Here is a 19037-nt window from a genome sequence, read left to right as displayed (position 1 = left end):
AGTCGAGGGCGACCTGGGCAGTCCATTCCGCGACCGTGTCGAATTCCGCTTCCATCGCCTCATTCACGAGGCAGCCTCCGAGCGGATACGAGCACCGACTTCCGCCTTGATCCGGGCTCCGATTCTCGTTCCGGCACCTGAGGCGACGCCGGAGATATTCACTCCTTCAACACCTTCGATCGACAACAGTGCGCGCGCCTCGGTGACCGCGGCCTGTATGCCTGCCTCGACCGGGTCGGGTGCGTTGACGACATCGTCAATCAGGTCTTGATCCATGTGAAGACCCGGCAACCCCTGCAGGATTGCGGCAGAGACAACGTCGGTGAACACCGCGACGGCGGCGAGCACTGGAATCGAAAGGCCCACCGACCGAGCCTCACGCACGAACTCGGCCACCGCGGAGGGACGCGGCACGTGGTTGAGAACCGCAAGGCTCGCGCCGGCTTGCTGCTTGTAGACGAGGCGAATGGGTCGAGCATGCAGTGGCGGAGCGGTCGGCGTTTCGGGGACGGCCGCGATCACACCCAGGCTGGCTGCGAGAGCGACGAGCCGCGGCCCGTCCAGGTCGAACGTTTGAGTGACGTCTGGCCGCACGTCGTAACCACGCCCGTCACCGGTCACACACAACACGGTCGGTGTGCCGGTCAACGACAAACCACGTAGTTCCTGCTCGAGCACGACCCGGTTGCGGTCCCGGCATGACAGCGTGATCCACGGGAAAGCACCGTTGTCAAGCAGCAGGCGGCTTATCACCGCAGGCGGAAAATCGGGCCGGTTCTGGTGCTCGCCGACCAACACCGCGTCGCAGGACGAGGCCAAGATCTTGGCCGTCGCCGCGACGTCGGCCGGATCGAACGGGGTGCAACTGAAGTCGGTGAGTATCAGCGGCGCTTTCACCGGCGGCACGGGCATTACAGGGCCGGGCCAAGGCACAGCATCAGTGAAAGCACAAGCACCGGGCCTCATTTCGCATTGGCCGTCGGTTCGCACACCTCCGCATGGCCCAAACTCCATTCGTTTTGGACACGTTTGGCCTGCCGCGTCGTTCACCGTGGTGTCGGCTCAACTGGTCGGGTGCTCGTCAACGGCTCGGTAGGGCAGATCATGTGATGTGGGTTTCCGATGGAGGTTTCGGCAGTCTATATCCGGTTCTGATCAACATGTTAACTAACCGGCATCTTGGGTATGCCCGACTTCAGACCCCGCCCAGCTGCGGAGCGCTGGCCAAACCCAGCGCACTGACGAAAGGTGACCCGATGTCCGGCAATGAATTTCGTAAAGGAGACAAGGTCGAGTGGCAGAGTCACGGCAGCACCGTGCAAGGGACGGTTGAGGAGAAGTTGACCTCCGACACCGAGGCCGCCGGCCGAACGGTCCGTGCGACACCCGACCAGCCGCAGTACCGCGTGCGGAGCAGCAAGACCGGTGCCGACGCCGTGCACAAGCCGGATGCGCTGAAGCGGAGAAAGTAAATTGCTGCCGGCTTCGGGGAGACCGAAAACATGTTACTTGCTGCCGGAGCGGGCGGCCTTGAAGCGGCGTGCGCCCTCGAGATGATCGACCACCCGATTGGGATACTCGATCTGCGTGGAGTCCAGTTCCCATGGCGCGTGCACGTGCGCGCCGGTGATGTGCGCCAGCTCGGGAACCCAGCGGCGTACGTAGTCGCCAGTGGGGTCGTAACGTTCGGCCTGACGTTGCGGGTTGAGCACCCGGTTGGGTCGGGTGTCGGTGCCGGTACCGGCGACCCACTGCCAATTGAGCTGGTTGTTGGCGATGTCTCCGTCTACCAGCAGGCTCAGGAAGTGCTCGGCTCCCTGCCGCCAGTCCACGTACATGGTCTTGGTGAGAAAGCTGCCGGTGATCAACCGTGCCCGGTTGTGCATCCATCCCTCAGCGGCCAATTGGCGCATCCCGGCGTCGACAATCGGGTAGCCGGTTCGCCCGTCCCGCCAGGCGTCCAGCAATTCCGGTTCGCGGCGCCAGCGGTCCGCGTGGGCGCGGTAGTCCGCTCGCGCCGCGTCGGGGCGGGCAGCCAGGACCTGATGGTGGAAGTCTCGCCAGGCGAGTTGGCGGACAAAGGCTTCTCGGCCCGCTGTCGAGCGCCCGGCCCGGTGCACGATCTCACTCGACGAAAGGCATCCGAAATGCAGATACGGCGACAACCGCGACGTCGCGTCGGCGGCGAGGTCGTCATTACGGGTGTCGTAGCGGTCAACCGGGCCGCTAAGCCAGTTCTGCAGCAGCCGGCGGCCGGTGCGCTCCCCGCCGACGGCCAACTGCGGCGACGGCTCCCCTTCGCACAGCTGCCCGGCGTCGGGCAGCGGCTCGCTCGTTACGTCCGGTACGGTCAGCGACCGCGGTCCGGCCAGCACCTTCCGGGCGGAAGCCCGACTCCATCGTCGGTAGTACGGGGTGAAGACCGCGAAGTGGTCAGATCCTGCGGGAGCGAGCTCACCGGGGTCGCAGACTGTCACGCTGGCGGCATGGACAACCAGGCGGCACCCTTCTTTCTGCAGAGCATGGCTTAGCCGCCGTTCGCGCCGCTGGCTGTAGGCGCTCACGTCGGCGGCGATGTGGACTTCATCGATCGAGAGCTCGCCAACCAACCGCAGCACTTCATGCACCCATTCACCGCGTCGAACGACGAGCCGTCCGCCGATCCGACGTAATTCCTCGTCGAGTTCGGCAAGCGCTGAGCTCAAGAAAGCAGCCTTGTTGGGGGTGAAGTAGCTGCTGGCGAGGATCGCCTCGTCAAGGACGAATACCGGTGCGACGGCGTCGCCGGCCCGCTGTGCCGCCGTCAGAACGGGGTTGTCGCGGATCCGGAGATCTCTGGTGAACAACGCCATCGCCACTGCCATGATTGTCGGTCCTGCCTTCCGGAGGCACATCAATGCCGTCAAGCGCCAAGACGTGTGCATACCCTCGAATACGATTGCTTAAAAGTTAAGTTATTTAATAAGACCAGGTGATGGACGGTGCGATACGCCAACTGGAGCGAACACCTATAGCATGCCGGAATCGGATAGCACCTGATTTAGCGGCTGGGATACCCGATTCACGTTACTCGGCTACACTGAGTCGCAGGGTTGAGTTTCCAGCTCTCGGGCAGCGACAAGACTTGCGGTTTGATTGCAGTCGACCACAAGCCAACGGCCATCAGGTCGATGCCCAATCCGTCCGCACCACTGATCGGTTACCGGAGCTGCCAAATGGCCCACCCCGACATACGTCTCCCCGCCAAAATTTTCGCTGCGCCGACGTTGTCGTTGCTCGCGCGGCGGGAACATCCGATCGCCGTCTACGAAGTCAGTGGCGAGATCGATGCCAGCAACTCCACCGATGTGCAAGCGTTTGTCGGCGAGCTCGTGTCGACCCGCCGCAATTTTGTCTTCGACCTCAGCGGAGTTGCGTTCATCGACCTATCGGGCTTCCGCGCCTTGACCGCCATCGACGAGCAATGCCAGAAGGCTGGTCTGACATGGGCTCTCGTGCCCAGTAAGGCTGTAAGTCACCTACTGCACGTGCTGGATTGCGACACATTGCTGCCCACCCGCAGTTCACCGGCAGTGGCATCCGAAAGACTCGCGTCCGCCGATAGGCGGACGTCGTCCGCGCGATCGATAACCTCATAGGGCGCAATCGTGAACTACGCCGGTTGCCGCGACGTCAGACGATGCTGACCGCGGACCGGATGATCATGGCACCACCGGCCGAGGTCTGGGACGTGCTGGTTGATGTCGAGGCATGGCCGACATGGGGACCTTCCATCACCAATGCCCGGCTTGACAAGCCGGAAGCCGGTTTACAACTCGGGACTACCGGTGCAATTTCGGGACCACTCGGAGTTGCAGTGCCCTTCCTGATCACTGAGTTCGATACCGGCCGGTCGTGGGCCTGGCGGGTCGCCGACGTGCCGGCAACCCGTCACTACGTCGATGCCGTCGACGGTGGAACCCGCGCCATGTTCGCGGTGCCCTGGTGGGCCACGGCCTATCTACCGGTGTGCTTTATCGCGTTACGCCGCATCGAACAGCTTGTGCTTGGTTCACATCGCGGTAGCTGAAGCTCGCTACGCTGTCGACATACCAACACGGTGGCAAGCTGTGGTGTAATGCCACCGCGACACGACTAGTGCAGCAGTGCGAGCTTTCACGACCGTCTCAGCAGATGTCTCATCCGCTGTGGGGCGTATCGCTGAGTAAGGAAGCGGCCAGGTGACCAAGCGGGGCGCTAAGAATCCGGCGCCGAGTCGGGCGGAGCTGGAAAAGCTGATGTCGGCGGACATGCGAGCGATAACCGCGCAATCTGACCGCATAGCCCGGTACTTCGCCCGCCAACAGGGTGTGAACAGCAGCGACTGCCAGGCACTGCTGCACATCATGGTGGCTGAAACCACAGGAAAGCCGTTGACTTCGACTGAGCTGCGGCAGCGTATGGACGTGTCGCCGGCAGCTATCACCTACCTCGTCGACCGGATGATCGAGGCCGGGCATATCCGACGGGAGCCCGATCCCGAGGACCGCCGCAAGTCGCTGCTGCGCTACGAAGAGCAAGGAATGGGGTTGGCCCGGGCGTTTTTCAATCCCCTCGGTGCACATCTGCGTTCTGCGGTCGCTCACTTGAGCGACAAAGACCTAGTTGCCGCGCATCGCGTCTTCTCGGCGATGACGGAGGCGATGTCCACGTTCGAAGAGGACCTCACCAAACCGCGCTCCCATCGGTCAACGAGCGCTAAGCGTCCGACGAAAACCACCGCAGGACTACGAAAAAGCGTCCGCTGAGGTTTCGGTCTATTGGATTTCCGACCCGAGCACCCGCTGCTCGATCAGGTCAGCCCCTCGCGCGACGCCGCCGGTCGCAGCGAAACCGTGAGCAACGCGATGGGCGCCGTCGGTCATCGTCATCGCCGCGCGCACGCTTGCGCGTAGTCGGCGCACAGACAGTTTCTTTGCGGGCAGTCGAGTGCCGCAGCGGGCAACCTGTACCCGGCGGGCAACTTCGGCCTGATCGCGGGCGAACGGCACGACGCACACCGGCACACCGCGGTCGAGCGCCTTGACCGTAGTGCCCATGCCGCCGTGGGTGATTGCACAGCAGGCACGCTCGAGCACCGCACCATGCGAGGCGAAACGGCACACGGTGGCATTCGAGGGCCGGGGAAGACCGGCAGGGACGCCCGCCGGAAACGTCGCTACCACGTGGACCGGCTCATCAGCCAAGGCCTCCAGGGCCATTCGCCCCAACGTGGTGTCTGCCTGCTTGAGTGAGGACGTGGTGACCAGCACGATCGGGCGGTCGATCCGCGCAAACCACGACGGCATCGCTGCCGGTTCAGGTTCCGAGGCGCACGCTCCGATCAGGTGGACAGCATCACCCCAGCCCGGGTGCGGGTATTCGAACGGCTCACCACCCACAGCCAACAGCAGCGGCGCGCGCCGCATCAATCCGTCAACCGAGTCGACGACCGGGATACCCAGCTGCCCCCGAATGGCATTGACCGCAGGCAGGATTCGACGATCGAACAGTCGACTCACAATTGGGCGTACCGACGCGTCGCGAAGAGTGCCGACAGCACCGCGCAGCGGCCGCAGTCCGGGACCGAATGGCGGCACCCCGGGTGACCTCAGGTATGGGGTAAAGGGTGAAAACACCAGCCACGGCGTTTCGCCGGCCTCGGCTGCGGACAAAGCCCCCCAGCAATTCGCGTCGACGACCACCGCATCTGGCTGTACCGTCGCGACAGCTCGCCGTACGTCGTCGACTTCGAATACTGCGCGTCGACAAAGCACCTCGATCGATATCTTCAGTACTCCCAGTGCATCTGACGCCAGCCAGTCTTCACCGCTGATGGCTTCGATCCGGGGGTCGACGGCCTCGGCGTGTAGTCCCATCATTCGTGCCTGGTCGACACCCGCCGCCATGGTGCGCACGTGGACCTCATGCCCACGTTCGGCCAACTCACCCAACAGCGCACTGAGCGGCAGCTGGTGCCCCAACGCCGGGGAGCCGTAGGCGAGAATGACCGCCATATCGTCAACTGACGGCCGTGAGCCGCACGTTGCGCAGCGCCGCCATATTGGCCGCGCCGCACCCGTGCAAGCAGATCCGCAGCTCCTCGATGAAGTGTTGGAGCCAGTCCTCCACGGACGCAGCGGATTCAGTCGCTGGAAGCAAGAGCGGGAGTGCGATCGCAACGACATCGGCACCCAGCGCAATCGCTTTGGCCGCGTCCATGCCGGTACGAATTCCCCCTGAAGCCACCAGCGGGATCTCCGGCAGCGCCGCTCGGACTTCGATGACCGCGCGTGCAGTCGGAACACCCCAGTCGGCGAGTTCCGGGTAGCGCAGCTCACCGTAACGGACGAGCTGTTCCACCCGCGACCAAGACGTCCCCCCCGCCCCCGCCACATCGATGGCATCGACTGGCAGCTGTGCGGCGTGCTGCATCAACTCCGCGACGGCCGAGGCGCCGATACCATGGCCAACTTCCTTGAGCAGTAGCGGATAGCCCACTGCCCCACCGACATCACACAGTCGATCAAGTGATCCGGAGAAATTAGTGTCCCCCCCCGTACTGCATTGCCTCCTGTAATGGATTCGTATGCACAGCAAGCACGTCGGCACCGACGTGGGCCAGGGCCTTCGCGATATCGGGCGTCGCGTCCTTGGTCAGTTGCGACAAACCGATGTTTCCGAACAGTAGTACGTCGGGTGCCACGTCCCGCACCGTAAAGCTCGCCGCCGCATGTTCGCCGCGCACGCTGTCGAGCATGACCCGCTGCGAGCCCAGCATCAGCCCGATGCCGAGCCGTTGGGCGGCCACCGCGAGGTTGCGGTTGATGGTGCCGGACAATTCGGCGCCACCGGTCATCGCGCCGATGATCACCGGGGCGCGCAGCGCGGCACCCATGAATCGAGTGGACAAGTCGATGTCACCGAGACTGGTCTGGGTCAGCGCGTTGTAGGGCAAACGGTAGCGCTCGAGCCCAGTCGTCACACCCCGGTGGGACACGTCGCCGTCCAGACAGACGTCGATATGCCTGCGTTTGCGCCGCGTGACTCCGTCCGGGTCGACAGTCACGACGAAGTGCGGTGGCGCCCACGATTGAGCAGCCAGATGTGTGCGGAAAGCGCCGTCGCGAATGCGCACCACAGTGGGTAGAGCGCCAACGGCGCGCCGCGAAAGCCACGCACAGCGATCGTCCGGCGGGTCAGGTCGGCGCTGCTGGCGGTCAGCGCAGCGGCGAGGACGGCCGACGCCCCGAGGCGATGACGATTGAAGAACAACCAGGACCAACTACCGTTGAGAAGTAAGTTCAGGCCAAGCGCCAGCTGGTAGGCCCGGGCGTCGGTATCGTTGTGAGCGCGGTTCAGGTCGTCGATGGTGGACGCCGACACCACCGCGATGTCGGCATACAACGCGGGCCACACCACGGGAAACACCTGCCGGGGCGGTTGATACGGCGGCTTGCGAAGCCGTGCGTACCACTTTGACTGGACCGACGGCCCGCTGGCCAGACCACCGACCAACGAAACAGCGGCCACCGACACGGTGGTGGCGATCAAGGTAGAGACTCGCATGCAGATCCTTCCAGTTACAAGTTATAAGGCGGGTTTGACGGGAACGGCGATCTCACTGCGCCGTAGCATCGGGATGGTCCACGGCGGATCGTAGAACCACGCGGTGGGTGTTCCGATGGGCTCGCGTCCATTCTCCCCCAGTATTCCCATCAGCTCGTCGGTCTTGCATGCGACCGCGCGGGGGCTGCGACTGCCCGAAAACCTCAGCACCGCAACGGTTTCCGCTGGAACGGTCACGAGCTTGACGGCTGCATTGTCAGGTCGGGGCAATGACTCCATCGTCTTATCGGCGGGCATGAAGAAGCGGATCACCCAGCTGCCGTCATCACCAGCCCGCTGCGCGACCGGTGCCGTCATAGCGATCTTCTCACCGCTGCCGGTCTGCTGTGCTACCGGTGCGGTCATCGCGATTGTGGCGTTGGGGTGGTTTCCACCGAAGATGTAGCCCGCCAGCCGGCGGAAACCGGCGTTGCGCGCTGCCTCTTCTCCGGCGACCACGGTTGTCTCGGCCGCGATTCGCTCGCCGTAGCGGCGGATTTCGACGCCGCCGATTACCTGCTCGACTTTGTGGTCGGGTTCCTCGGTGCCGTGCCGCAGCCCTACCACCGCACCACCGGCTTCAAGCAGTTGGCGGGCCAGCGAGACGATCGATCCCAGCATTACCGCCTCCTTTCGACGTGTGTGGATGTGACGAAGTGGTACCCGTCTCTGGTGGCTGATCACGCATTGAAGCGGTGAGTTCGTGCTTGAACGTCCGCATCGCGTCGATGAGAGCGGCGAAAACCGAGTGCGCAGCCACCAGGTCGGAATCGGATATGTCAACCATCGCGGCGCGGGTATGCGTTGCCAACGGAATGAAAAAAGCACCGGCAGTCTCACGTCCGTGATCGGAGTAACGCAGTATGACCTTGCGCCGGTCGGCTACGTCGGAGTCCCGTCGGACATGGCCCGATGCGATCATCCGCTCGACCAGGTAGGTGATCGCAGACCCGGACAGGCCCAGCCTCTGGCCTAGCTCCCCCGACGTCAGCGGCGTGCCGGCCCGCTCAGCCACCAGAATCTGTAGCAGCGCGCGAAAGTCGGTGGCATGCACATCATGAACATCGGCGAACAACCGGCCAATCTGCTCGGATTCCGCGGTCAGGGCCCGCGCGTCGGCCGAAATCAGTTCTTCCAGACCTGCTCGGTCAGCTCCCAGGCCCGAGTTCATCAGAATCGCAGCATAGCGCGATTGGCCGAGATTGTTAAGTTGATTAATCGTTAAATGGATGAAATGCTCTTGGGCGTGGTGTGGGAGCGTCTGTCCGCTGCCGTGACGGGGCGCCTTTCTTGGCTGTTGGCGCTGTCTCTCATGCTGGTTGCGGGTGCATTGATGACAGTGTCGGGGCCCAATAAAGCCGCGGGCCAGTCGCCGGTGTCTGTTCCGAGCTCGTCAGCTTCGGCCGAAGCGGCGGCGCTGCTGACTCACTTCCCCGAAGGTGACCGGGTGGCGGCTATCCTGGTAATCACCCGGAACGACGGATTCCCGCTGGGAACCGCCGACCTGGTGGCAACCGAACAGGCGCGAAACCGGATGCAACGGGTTCCCCAGGCGTTTTCCGGAACTGAACCGCCCGTCATCGTGTCGGCCGACGGCAAAGCGGCAATCGCCACGATCTCGTTGAGCCGCAGGCTTTCGGGGTTTGAGCTCGATGCCGCGGTGAAATCATTGCGGGCGGCCAGCGCCGACGGTCTGCCGTCAACGCTGTCCGCCCATCTCACCGGTGGGCCGGCCTTCGGCGCCGACATTGCCGACGCATTTTCGGGCGCGAACGTCACGCTTCTGGTGGTCACCGCTCTGGTCGTTGCGCTGTTGTTGATCGCTACCTACCGCTCACCGGTGTTGTGGCTGGCACCGCTGGGCGTGATCGGCTTCGCCGACCGGGTGGCCAACGTGCTGGGCAGTGACGTCGCAGCAGTGGCCAACGTGACGTTCGACGGCTCAACCTCGGGGATCACCAGCGTGCTGGTGTTCGGTGCCGGCACCAATTACGCGCTGTTGCTGATCTCGCGCTACCGCGAGGAACTGCGCAGCGTGCCCGGCCACCGCGAGGCGCTACGCCGCGCGGTGGCCGCGTCTGGCCCGGCGATCCTGGCGAGCAACGCCACCGTGGTGCTGGCCCTGCTGACGCTACTGCTTGCGGTGACTCCGAGCACCCGCAGCCTGGGGGTGTGTGCTGGGTGTGGCCTGCTGGTGGCAGCGGCGTTCGTTCTATTGATCCTGCCGCCGCTGTTGGCTTTGGGCGGCAGGAAGATGTTTTGGCCGTTCATTCCTCGCCTCGGCGACCCACCGACAACGGCCAACGGCGGATGGCACCGAGTAGCCGATGCGGTCGGCCATCGGCCCGGGCCGGTGTGCGCCGGCGCGGTCCTCACGTTGACTGCGCTGGCTAGCGGTCTGCTCGGGATCCACGTCGGATTGTCGCAGACCCAGCAGTTCCGCATCCAAGCCGATTCAGTGATCGGATTCAGCACGCTTGCAGCGCATTTCCCCGGCGGGGTTGCCGACCCGACCGTAGTGATTGGTTCCACCGTGCGAGCCCCGCAGCTGCAGCAGCGCATCACCACAGTCCCCGGTGTTGTCTCGGCGACCCCCGCGGGGCAATCAGCTGACGGGCTGACCAAGTGGTCGGTGGTCATCGATGCGGCCCCGTCGACAGACCGGGCTTTCGCGGCCGTTCGTGCATTGCGCGAGTCAGTCGGTTCGGTGGAACAGAGTGCGCTGGTGGGTGGTTCAGATGCGCAGGCACTCGATATCCGCGAGGCCGCCGGACGCGACCGCGTCGTGTTGATCCCTGTCATCCTGCTTGTCGTGCTGGCGGTGCTGTACCTGCTGTTGCGCGCTGCGCTGGCGCCTCCGGTTCTGGTCGCAGCCACTGTGCTGAGTGCTTTGGCCGCGCTGGGCCTGGGCGGGTTTGTCAGCATCCATCTGTTCGGCTTTCCGGCCCTGGACAACAGCACCCCACTGTTCGCCTTCTTGTTTCTGGTGGCGCTGGGGGTCGACTACACGATATTCCTGGTTACCCGCGCCCGCGAGGAGGCTCGCGAGCACGGCACGCGCGAGGGCATGATCCGAGCCGTGTCGGCCACCGGTGCGGTGATCACCAGCGCCGGAGTCGTTCTGGCAGCGGTGTTTTGTGTACTCGGTGTGCTCCCGTTGATCGTCTTGACCCAGCTGGGCATCATCGTCGGACTCGGCATCCTCTTAGACACCTTTGTCGTTCGCACCCTGGTCATTCCGGCACTTTTCGCGCTGATCGGCGACCGAATCTGGTGGCCGGCTGCTCTTGCCCGGCGACCGGTTCACAACGCGGCCGCCGACGGTAGCCCCATTGCAGACGGCCGTCATCGACGCCACCGTCAACGTAAGTAGGTGCATGCTGGCGGTTTCCGGTAGACGCATCGACGTTCGTGCTGCGCCGGACTTCGTGGGCTCGAGATGTCATCATGGCACCCGCGCTGATGCGTGATATGGAAGAACGCGCTTACCTACACCGCTTTGATGCGGATAGGTCCACGCCACGGTGCATCTGGGTCCAGCACGGCGCCGCGTTGAGTGAGGACTACCTGGCCATTCCGTGCCAACGAGACGGCGATGTCGCGAGTCTGTTGCATCAGGTCACGCCAACCAGCGCCTCCGAGGGCCCGGGCCGCATCGGAGGGACAGGTGGAGCCGGCCGGTGCGCGGTGCTGCGCCAGGGCAAGTATTGCCGCTCGCAGCCGCGCCGACTCTGGTCCACCGCCAAGGGCAACTCGGGCGGCACCCGCTGCGGGGCTCGAGCCCGCCGCAAGTCGCGCCAGTTCGTCCCGCACAGTCGACCTTTCGCCAGGCACGAAGCGATCACTCCCGCCCGAGGTCGATGCGCGTCGTCACCGCGACGATTTGTGGCGTCGCCGGGGCTGACCCGAACCCGAACTGGACGGGTGGCTCAAGCGGGGCCAGCCCGGCAAGGTCCGCGCCGTGCAACCGCCCGGTGACACTCGTGATTCGCCGGGAGCGATGGACGCCGTAATACTCCCGGCGACCGCGGCCCGCGGTACCCGCCGTGCGGACACCGGGCAAGATCCGGGCCACTATCGGATCGATGGTCGATAACCACCATCGGGCGGCGGCTAACCGCACCGGTATCAATCGAAGAAGCCGATTGATTCCCGTAGGACCCCCGATGGACACCACGACATCCAGTTCACTCGCCGATAAGGTCAATGTCTCGCCCGTCAGCCGTGCGTCTACCGGTCCCACCATGACTCGCTCGAAGTGATAAGTCGACGAAACGAAGTCGGCGACGTCATCGCAGGGCGCCAACAGGATGCGTTCGTCGTCGGCGGTCTGCACCATCGCGTCGGTGAAGCGGCCGAACGGCGACTCGGTCCAGCATCCGACGACGATTCGTGCCCCCAACCGGGTTCCAAAACCCGCGATGTGGCCCCGGAAAACGAGGTGGTCGGCGCTCATCATGTCCGAGGGTAGCGTTCGCCTCGACCACCCGACGTCGACCGTTGTTGCGCGACTCGGCGATCCCCTACCGGTGCTCAACCTTCACCGATGTTGGGCAAACGGGTCGTTTTTCCGCACTCCCCGGTATATGCCCCTGCGGACGATCCACGGCTGCAATACCGCATCGATCGACCACGCGGGAAAGCGAAAGCCATGTCCGGTCGGAGCGAACACCTGAAGCCCATCGGGCTGAACGCCGAGCACCGAGCCCCAGCGCCGTTTCGGCGCCCGGTAGTAGCGCAGCGATCGGCCTGCGAACCAGGCGCGAATGTTATGGGCCAGCAAGCCATCTGCTCTGTTGCGGGCCGAGCTGCGAAGCGGATCGCTGGCCGCAACGTCCCCTACCGCGAAGACACCGGGGTGCCCGGGCACCCCCAGATCAGGATTTACCCGAACGAAGCCATGGTCGTCGAGCAACTCATCCGGCAGCCAGCCGGTATTGGGGCGCACCCGCCCGATCGCCCAAACCACCGCATCGGCGCATGCCGATGGTTGTCCGGTGGTCCATCGGACCGGCCCCCGGGTGATCTGATCGTCAGTGAACCCGTCGGGCACCCCGGCGCGGTGCTCCGGATGTAGCACCACACCAAGGTCGTCCAACCGCCGCCGGATGGTTGTCCAAACCCGCGGATGGTGTTCGCGCAGCGGGCGCGTCCCCGGGAAATAGATGTCGACGCGTTTCTCCGGCCATCGCGTCGCGATATTGGCGGCACTGCTGACCGCGGCGGCACCCCCACCGACCACGATCACCGACGCGGCCGCGGCCAGTCGGTGGTGGGCGGCACGCAGATCGGCGCTGACGTCGAGAGGCGTTTGGACGGTCGGGACCCGCCAGAAACCATTGGTGACCCCGGTCGAGATGACCAGCGCGTCGTACGTCTCGACACCCGATGCGCCGTTGCCGCCGTCGACGAATATCGCACGCGCCGCGAGGTCCAACCCCGTCACGGCGCCGTGGATGATCCGCACCCGATCCAGTCGGCGAAATTGGTCGAACGGTATCCAGTAGTCGCGTGCCCAGTCTTCCGGCCGGGCTAGTCGCGCACCCAGTTCTTGGCCGCTGACCAAGCCCGGTTTGGGCGAGACCCCGACCACATCAACATGATTCGAAAGACGGATCGCGGTAAGGACACCGGTGTCGCCGAGACCCGCGATCACAACGCGTTTGCGGTTCACGCCGCGAGCCGTCGTGGCGGGCGCGGTATCAAGCGGGGCACGCGATCAACAACGTCCTGATAGCCGGGTCGGCGTTGCAGGTTGCGCTGCTCCATCATCGGAATGCTGGCACCGAGGAACATGGCCAGCATCGCCAGCACACCGGAAAACAGCCACCAGGCGTCGGCGGGCGCGGCAGCGACGCCTACCACCGCCAGCGAAAACCAGAATCCCAACTCGCCGAAATAGTTCGGATGCCGCGACCAACTCCATAGCCCGCGATCCATCACGTCGCCGGGGCGCCTATGGCGGACAAATCGGTGCATCTGAACATCCGCGACGAGTTCCACAACCACCGCGGCCAAACCCAGCACCAGCGCCACACCCCAGAGCCACGGCAGACCCGGACCGGGCCGGGTCACGGCGACGTAGACCGGGACCATCGCGACGAACACCTGAAGGGTCGGTACCAGATGAATACCGAGCAAGTCAGCGACGAACTCCCATCCCCCCGCGCGCTCCCGCAGCAACGCGTAGCGCCAGTCCTCATGATGCAGCCCGGGAAACCCGTAGGCCCAGTTAGCGGTGAGACGCACCGCCCAAACGACAACAACGACAGCAATCAGCCAGCAGCGCAACCCATTTACGCCGTTGCCGGTCTGGCTCCACCAGTAAAGCATCAGCAGCGGTGGGGCAACGCTCCAGTAGGCGTCGTAGAAGCTGGAATTGCCAAAGCACCGGCTGAAGCCGAACACGACGACAGTCGCCACGACGTCGGCGACAAGAGTGTCCAACCACAATCGCCCGGTGGCGGGTCCCCGCGACAGCCAGACAGCGGCAACCACGATCGCCACGGAATACGCCAGACCGATGAGCCACAACGACCGACGCTTGCTGATTGCCTCAACCACCGAGGAACCGTCCGACGGGCGGCTTTGGAGAACTCTCCTGCCATTCAGTGAGGTCGACGACATGATCGCGCTGACCACATGTGGGAATCAATCTGCTCCGTCGCGTTGACTACGCCGGCGGTCGGGCCGATTGCTCCGACTGCCCGGTCGTCCAGCATAGGCGGGGCTTTCCCCCGACGTGGGTGCGGCGTTACCCAGATGCCGGCGCCTGGTCGGCTTTCAGCTTGGCGTTGTCGTCGTGTAACTGCGTGTTGTCGGCCTCGAGTTGACTGTTTCTGCTCGACAGGTCAAGTATTCGGACAACTCCGGCGAGGTTGACGCCCTGGTCCACGAGTTCGGCGATCTGCTTGAGTCGCTTGAGGTCGTCGTCGCTGTAACGACGAGTGCCTCCGGCGGTGCGTGACGGTGTCAGCAGCCCCCAGCGTTCATAGAGCCGCAGTGTCTGCGGCCCGATCCCGGACAACTCCGATGCAACCGAGATGCCGTAGACGCCCCGGGTCGACCGAGATGCCGGATCTTTCGTCAATCGTTGCTCCGTTCGACGAGGGAACCTGTTACTGGGACTTGCGCAAGGATACTATAACTGGTATGAGAAATCTGTAGGCGCAAAGATAGGTTATCATCTGTGAGTTCGAGAGGTAATTGTGATGTTCCGACACACAGAACCCCTCAATGGGCAACAATCCGGCGAGGCATTGCTCGAAGCGGATAGACATGACGCCAACGAGATCGACCCGGTTCTCAATCACGGCGAACCGCAGCGGGTAGGCAGGTTCCAGTTCTTTCTCGAGGATCAACGCTGGCAGTGGTCGGATGCGGTAGCGCGGATGCACGGCTACCGGCCAGGTGCGGTAACCCCCACCACTGAGCTTCTACTCGAACACAAGCACCCCGACGACCGCCAGCAAGTGGCGCTGGCCCTGGATCGGGTGCGCAACGGAGAACCGTTCAGCAGCCGCCACCGCATCATCGACACTGCTGGTCACATCCACTGGGTGATCGTGGTGGGCGATCGTACGGTCGACGAGGCCGGCAGCGTAACGGGCAGTTCCGGCTTCTACATCGACGTCACCGATGCCGTGCAGTCCGATATCAGCGCGTTGGTCTCCGACGTCACGACGTCGCGCGCCGTCATCGAGCAGGCCAAGGGCGTGCTCATGGCCGCATACGGCATCACTGCGGAACGAGCGTTCGACATCCTGGTGTGGCGTTCGCAGGAAACCAACATCAAGGTTCGGGATCTGGCCGCTCGATTTCTGGCTGCCTGCAGCGGCAGGATGACGCCGGACACGCTGACTCATGTCGACCATGCTCTGCTCACCCTGCGGTAATGCACGCGCCGTCTGATCTCGCGAGCATGCCACCAAACTCACCGCACGACTTGCGCAGGACTCCGGCCTATGTTATCTATTATCTATGTCGTCAGACATAGGTAATCGTCTCACTGCGGAGGTGAAACATGATGTTGATGCGAACAGATCCATTTCGCGATCTCGATCGACTGACGCAGCAGGTGCTGGGGACTGCGGCCCGTCCGGCGGTAATGCCGATGGACGCGTGGCGCGAGGATGGGCAGTTCATTGTCGAGTTCGACCTGCCTGGTGTGAATGCGGATTCACTCGACCTCGACGTCGAGCGCAACGTGCTTACGGTCCGCGCCGAACGTCCTGCCCTCGACCAAAATCGGGACATGGTCTCGGCGGAGCGGTCACGCGGGGTGTTCAGCAGGCAGCTGTTCCTCGGCGAAACCTTGGACACTGACAAGATCGAGGCCAGCTATCGCGATGGCGTCTTGCGGCTCACAATCCCGGTGGCCGAAAGGGCCAAGCCACGACGGATCGAAATCAGCCACGACGCCGAACGCCAATCGATCAACGCCTAAAGCGCGGCACGGCATACCTGTTGGGGTGGAACATCAACGCGACTGCCTGCGGGCGGCTGCCCATCAGATAACCGACGACGGGAGGTGACCATAGCGCGACGAGTGCGAAACACCCGATGACCTCGTGCCCTCCGCCATCCTGAAGCGAATCGCAAGGCGCCCGAAGCCATCTCGCTTACCCGCGCACCGCCACTTGTCGTGGCATGGTCGGCGAACCGCATCGGAGGTCATCGACCGGGAGGGGCGCGCACAGCACGACCACTATGCGCGTCCCTCCCGCATATATCACTGATGGCGCGACTGCAACGCGGTGAAAAGATGATAACCAATCCCTATGCGGTGCTGGGTGTGTCGCCGACGGCGACGCAAGCAGAAATTACGCATGCCTATCGTCACCAACTGCGCACCTATCATCCAGATGTGCGCCCGGGCACGTCGAGTTCGGCTGCCGACGAACGGCTGCGGCAGATTCTTGCCGCCTATGCGTTGTTGCGCGACCAGACCCGTCGCGCCCACTACGACCACATCGCGAGCGTGACCAAGGCCGACGCCCACCCCATCACGATGACGGTTACCCGCACCGACACCCCCGATGAGCAGGTGCCACTCTGGGCCGGACCGGTGCGTTGGCACCGCTGAGCGGTCATGCGCGGCTCAGCGGGCCGCCTTTTTCCGTTCGATGTCGGCCAGCGCCGCCGCCAGTTCGGCGCGCTGGGCGGCCGAGGTCTCCCAGGCCAGCTGCCGGTTTTTGACCACCTTGGCCGGCGCGCCGACCGCAATCGAGTAGTCCGGAATGTCGCCCCTGACCACGGCGTGCGATCCCAGCACGCAGCCGCGGCCGATCGTGGTGCCCCGCAGCACACTCACTTTCACCCCGACCCAGGTGTCCGGCCCGATCCGCACCGGGCTTTTGACGATGCCCTGGTCCTTGATCGGCAGCGTGATGTCGTCCATCCGGTGGTCGAAATCGCAGATGTAGCACCAGTCGGCCATCAGCACCGAATCGCCGATCTCGATGTCGAGATAGGTGTTGACGACGTTGTCCCGGCCGAGCACCACCTTGTCTCCGAACCGCAGCGAGCCTTCGTGGGCGCGAATCGTGTTCTTGTCGCCGATGTGCACCCAGCGGCCGATCTCCAGCTGCGCCAGCTCCGGGGTCGCGTGAATCTCCACACCCTTGCCGAGGAACACCATGCCGCGGGTGATGATGTGCGGGTTGGCCAGCTTGAACTTCAGCAGCCGCCAGTAGCGGACCAAATACCACGGGCCATAGGCGCGATTGGCCAGCACCCACTTCAGCGATGCCAGCGTCAAGAACTTGGCCTGGCGCGGGTCACGCAGCCGCGAACCCCGCCACCGGATATGCAGGGGTGCTCCCCACATGGTCGTCATGGCCGGAAATCCTAGTCCGGCGCCGATGCAGACCGCACAAGTCCCACAGGCAACCCGGGCAATCAGGCATTCGCCGGCCCTCCTCGGTTACTCTCGGCACCGTGTTCTGGCCGATGTCCGTCTCGCCGAGTGCGCGGATTGCGGCCTCAAGACGCGCCATGCTTCGTCATCTCCCCCGCACCCGACACCTCGCGGCGACGGTGATGATGCTCTTGGCGGTCATGCTGGCCGGATGCCAGAACACCGACTCGTGGGTCGACGCCGCACCGGCCCCGGCCTGGCCGGCCCAATACGGCGATGCCGCCAACAGCAGCTACACCCCGACAGCCGGGGCGACCACGCTGAGCCTGCGCTGGACCCGCTCGGTCAAAGGCAGCTTGGCGGCCGCCCCGGCACTCAGCGGGCGCGGCTGGTTGGTGCTGAACGCCCAGACTCCGGGCGGCTGCTCGCTGATGGAATGGGAGAACGACGACAACGGCCGACAGCGCTGGTGCACCCGGCTGTTTCAGGGCGGTGGATTTTTCGGTCCGCTCTTCGACGGCTTTGACAACGTCTACATTGGCCAGCCCGGCGCGATGCTGTCCTTCCCACCCACGCAATGGATCCGTTGGCGAGCACCGGTGATCGGAATGCCCTCCACCCCAAGGTTTCTCGACGATGGCCAGCTGCTGGTGATCACCCATCTGGGCCAGGTACTGGTATTCGACGCCCGCCGCGGCATCACGGCCGGCAGCCCGTTGGACTTGGTCGACGGGGTTGACCCGACCGATTTCACCCGCGGCCTGTCCGATTGCGCGCCGGCGCGTTCCGGTTGCCCGGTCGCCGCGGCGCCGGCGTTTTCGGCGGCCAGCAAAACGGTGGTGGTGAGCCTGTGGGAGCCGGGCGCGGCGGCGCCGGTGCTGGTCGGGCTGAAATACCACCGGGGTCAAGACCCGCTGCTGACCCGGGATTGGACCAGCGACGCCGTCACCGCCGGTGTGCTGGCCAGCCCGGTGCTGTCCGCCGACGGTTCGACCGTCTACGTCAACGGCCGCGACCAACAGCTATGGGCGCTGCACGCCTCCGACGGAAAGCCGAAATGGTCAGCGCCGCTGAAATTCCTGGCGCAGACACCGCCCGCTGTCACACCGGGCGGGCTGATCGTGTCCGGCGGCGGCCCCGACACACACCTGGTCGCGTTCAAGGACGCCGGCGACCACGCCGAGCAGGTGTGGCGCCGCGACGACGTCACGCCACTGTCGTCGTCGAGCCTGGCCGGTCCCGGCGCCGGCTACACCGTGGCCCGCAACGGGGACGGCATGTCGCTGCTGGTTTTCGACCCGAAGGACGGCCACACCCTCAACAGCTATCCGCTGCCGGAGGCCACTGGTTACCCGGTCGGTGTGGTGGTCGGCAACGATCGCCGCGTGGTTGCCACCACCAGCGCCGGGCAGGTGTACAGCTACGCCCCGGGCTGAGCCGCCACTCGCGCCGAGTCTGCGCTCACTGCGTCCAACCTGCGCACAGAGCGCCCTTGGCGGCGAATTCGTGCAGTACACGCAGTTTCGACGGCCGGGCCGCGAGGGGCCGACCC

Annotated in this window: 21 protein-coding genes and 1 pseudogene; 9 read left to right on the top strand and 13 right to left on the bottom strand. The window is 64.5% G+C overall.

Annotated elements, in window-relative coordinates:
- Positions 1-63 precede the first annotated feature (63 nt).
- A complete protein-coding gene (locus AC5Y42_RS18820; protein ID WP_499900101.1) occupies positions 64-1014 on the bottom strand; it encodes a methylenetetrahydrofolate reductase in 951 nt (316 codons plus the stop codon).
- Between the two features lie 242 nt (positions 1015-1256).
- On the opposite strand from AC5Y42_RS18820, the gene AC5Y42_RS18815 reads away from it, so the two are divergent.
- Positions 1257-1472, top strand: coding sequence for a hypervirulence associated TUDOR domain-containing protein (locus tag AC5Y42_RS18815; protein ID WP_499900100.1), 216 nt, complete (start codon positions 1257-1259; stop codon positions 1470-1472).
- A 33-nt stretch (positions 1473-1505) separates the two neighbouring features.
- Here AC5Y42_RS18815 and AC5Y42_RS18810 read toward each other — a convergent pair whose 3' ends face one another.
- Positions 1506-2864, bottom strand: coding sequence for a cryptochrome/photolyase family protein (locus AC5Y42_RS18810; RefSeq protein WP_499900099.1), 1359 nt, complete (start codon positions 2862-2864; stop codon positions 1506-1508).
- A 351-nt stretch (positions 2865-3215) separates the two neighbouring features.
- On the opposite strand from AC5Y42_RS18810, the gene AC5Y42_RS18805 reads away from it, so the two are divergent.
- The 3 genes from AC5Y42_RS18805 to AC5Y42_RS18795 all read left to right on the top strand — a co-directional run bounded on the left by AC5Y42_RS18805 (position 3216) and on the right by AC5Y42_RS18795 (position 4787).
- Positions 3216-3638 (top strand): STAS domain-containing protein, encoded by a 423-nt coding sequence (locus AC5Y42_RS18805; protein WP_499900098.1) that lies wholly within the window; start codon positions 3216-3218, stop codon positions 3636-3638.
- Positions 3639-3679: 41 nt separating this feature from the next.
- Positions 3680-4069 carry an SRPBCC family protein gene (locus AC5Y42_RS18800; RefSeq protein ID WP_499900097.1) on the top strand — a complete coding sequence of 130 codons (390 nt, stop codon included), beginning with the start codon at positions 3680-3682 and terminating at the stop codon, positions 4067-4069.
- Between the two features lie 151 nt (positions 4070-4220).
- Entirely contained in the window at positions 4221-4787 is a 567-nt protein-coding gene (locus AC5Y42_RS18795) for a MarR family winged helix-turn-helix transcriptional regulator (RefSeq protein ID WP_499900096.1), read from the top strand.
- 9 nt (positions 4788-4796) lie between these two features.
- Here the strand turns inward: AC5Y42_RS18795 and AC5Y42_RS18790 are convergent, their stop codons facing one another.
- The 5 genes and pseudogenes from AC5Y42_RS18790 to AC5Y42_RS18770 all read right to left on the bottom strand — a co-directional run bounded on the left by AC5Y42_RS18790 (position 4797) and on the right by AC5Y42_RS18770 (position 8797).
- Positions 4797-6035 (bottom strand): nucleotide disphospho-sugar-binding domain-containing protein, encoded by a 1239-nt coding sequence (locus AC5Y42_RS18790; protein WP_499900095.1) that lies wholly within the window; start codon positions 6033-6035, stop codon positions 4797-4799.
- A gap of 4 nt (positions 6036-6039) precedes the next feature.
- Positions 6040-7087 (bottom strand): annotated as a pseudogene (gene fni / locus AC5Y42_RS18785) (type 2 isopentenyl-diphosphate Delta-isomerase).
- Positions 7084-7587: a TspO/MBR family protein gene (locus tag AC5Y42_RS18780; protein WP_499900094.1), complete on the bottom strand. Its 504-nt coding sequence runs from the start codon at positions 7585-7587 to the stop codon at positions 7084-7086. The pseudogene fni and the gene AC5Y42_RS18780 overlap by 4 nt, the downstream one beginning before the upstream one ends.
- Positions 7588-7608: 21 nt before the next feature.
- Positions 7609-8247: an SOUL family heme-binding protein gene (locus tag AC5Y42_RS18775; RefSeq protein ID WP_499900093.1), complete on the bottom strand. Its 639-nt coding sequence runs from the start codon at positions 8245-8247 to the stop codon at positions 7609-7611.
- On the bottom strand, positions 8207-8797 hold the full coding sequence (locus tag AC5Y42_RS18770; protein WP_499900092.1) for a MarR family winged helix-turn-helix transcriptional regulator: 591 nt from the start codon (positions 8795-8797) through the stop codon (positions 8207-8209). Before AC5Y42_RS18770 ends, AC5Y42_RS18775 begins: the two co-directional genes overlap by 41 nt.
- 54 nt (positions 8798-8851) lie before the next feature.
- Between AC5Y42_RS18770 and AC5Y42_RS18765 the strand changes: the two genes are divergently transcribed.
- Positions 8852-10999 (top strand): MMPL family transporter, encoded by a 2148-nt coding sequence (locus AC5Y42_RS18765; protein WP_499900091.1) that lies wholly within the window; start codon positions 8852-8854, stop codon positions 10997-10999.
- A gap of 116 nt (positions 11000-11115) precedes the next feature.
- On the opposite strand, the gene AC5Y42_RS18760 is transcribed toward AC5Y42_RS18765, so the two are convergent.
- From AC5Y42_RS18760 to AC5Y42_RS18740, 5 genes are all read right to left on the bottom strand, one after another.
- Entirely contained in the window at positions 11116-11439 is a 324-nt protein-coding gene (locus tag AC5Y42_RS18760) for a DUF3253 domain-containing protein (RefSeq protein WP_499900090.1), read from the bottom strand.
- A 28-nt stretch (positions 11440-11467) separates the two neighbouring features.
- Positions 11468-12082, bottom strand: coding sequence for a hypothetical protein (locus AC5Y42_RS18755; protein WP_499900089.1), 615 nt, complete (start codon positions 12080-12082; stop codon positions 11468-11470).
- Between the two features lie 84 nt (positions 12083-12166).
- Positions 12167-13300: an FAD-dependent oxidoreductase gene (locus AC5Y42_RS18750; protein WP_499900088.1), complete on the bottom strand. Its 1134-nt coding sequence runs from the start codon at positions 13298-13300 to the stop codon at positions 12167-12169.
- Complete coding sequence (locus tag AC5Y42_RS18745; RefSeq protein WP_499900087.1) at positions 13297-14190, bottom strand: DUF1295 domain-containing protein; 894 nt, start codon at positions 14188-14190, stop codon at positions 13297-13299. The genes AC5Y42_RS18750 and AC5Y42_RS18745 overlap by 4 nt, the downstream gene beginning before the upstream one ends.
- A gap of 190 nt (positions 14191-14380) precedes the next feature.
- Entirely contained in the window at positions 14381-14716 is a 336-nt protein-coding gene (locus AC5Y42_RS18740; protein ID WP_499900086.1) for a heat shock protein transcriptional repressor HspR, read from the bottom strand.
- 121 nt (positions 14717-14837) lie between these two features.
- Between AC5Y42_RS18740 and AC5Y42_RS18735 the strand changes: the two genes are divergently transcribed.
- From AC5Y42_RS18735 to AC5Y42_RS18725, 3 genes are all read left to right on the top strand, one after another.
- Positions 14838-15521, top strand: coding sequence for a PAS and ANTAR domain-containing protein (locus AC5Y42_RS18735; protein WP_499900085.1), 684 nt, complete (start codon positions 14838-14840; stop codon positions 15519-15521).
- Positions 15522-15649: 128 nt separating this feature from the next.
- A complete protein-coding gene (locus AC5Y42_RS18730; protein WP_499900084.1) occupies positions 15650-16072 on the top strand; it encodes an Hsp20/alpha crystallin family protein in 423 nt (140 codons plus the stop codon).
- Positions 16073-16390: 318 nt separating this feature from the next.
- Positions 16391-16711, top strand: coding sequence for a J domain-containing protein (locus AC5Y42_RS18725; RefSeq protein WP_499900083.1), 321 nt, complete (start codon positions 16391-16393; stop codon positions 16709-16711).
- 15 nt (positions 16712-16726) lie between these two features.
- Here AC5Y42_RS18725 and AC5Y42_RS18720 read toward each other — a convergent pair whose 3' ends face one another.
- On the bottom strand, positions 16727-17464 hold the full coding sequence (locus AC5Y42_RS18720; RefSeq protein WP_499900082.1) for an acyltransferase: 738 nt from the start codon (positions 17462-17464) through the stop codon (positions 16727-16729).
- Positions 17465-17667: 203 nt separating this feature from the next.
- Here AC5Y42_RS18720 and AC5Y42_RS18715 point away from each other — a divergent pair, with 203 nt between their 5' ends.
- Complete coding sequence (locus AC5Y42_RS18715) at positions 17668-18921, top strand: outer membrane protein assembly factor BamB family protein (protein WP_499900104.1); 1254 nt, start codon at positions 17668-17670, stop codon at positions 18919-18921.
- Positions 18922-19037: the final 116 nt, after the last annotated feature.

The organism is Mycobacterium sp. NGS48 (assembly GCF_059812585.1).
The sequence above is the reverse complement of the archived record's forward strand: the minus strand, read 5'-3'. Positions and strand labels throughout refer to the sequence as shown.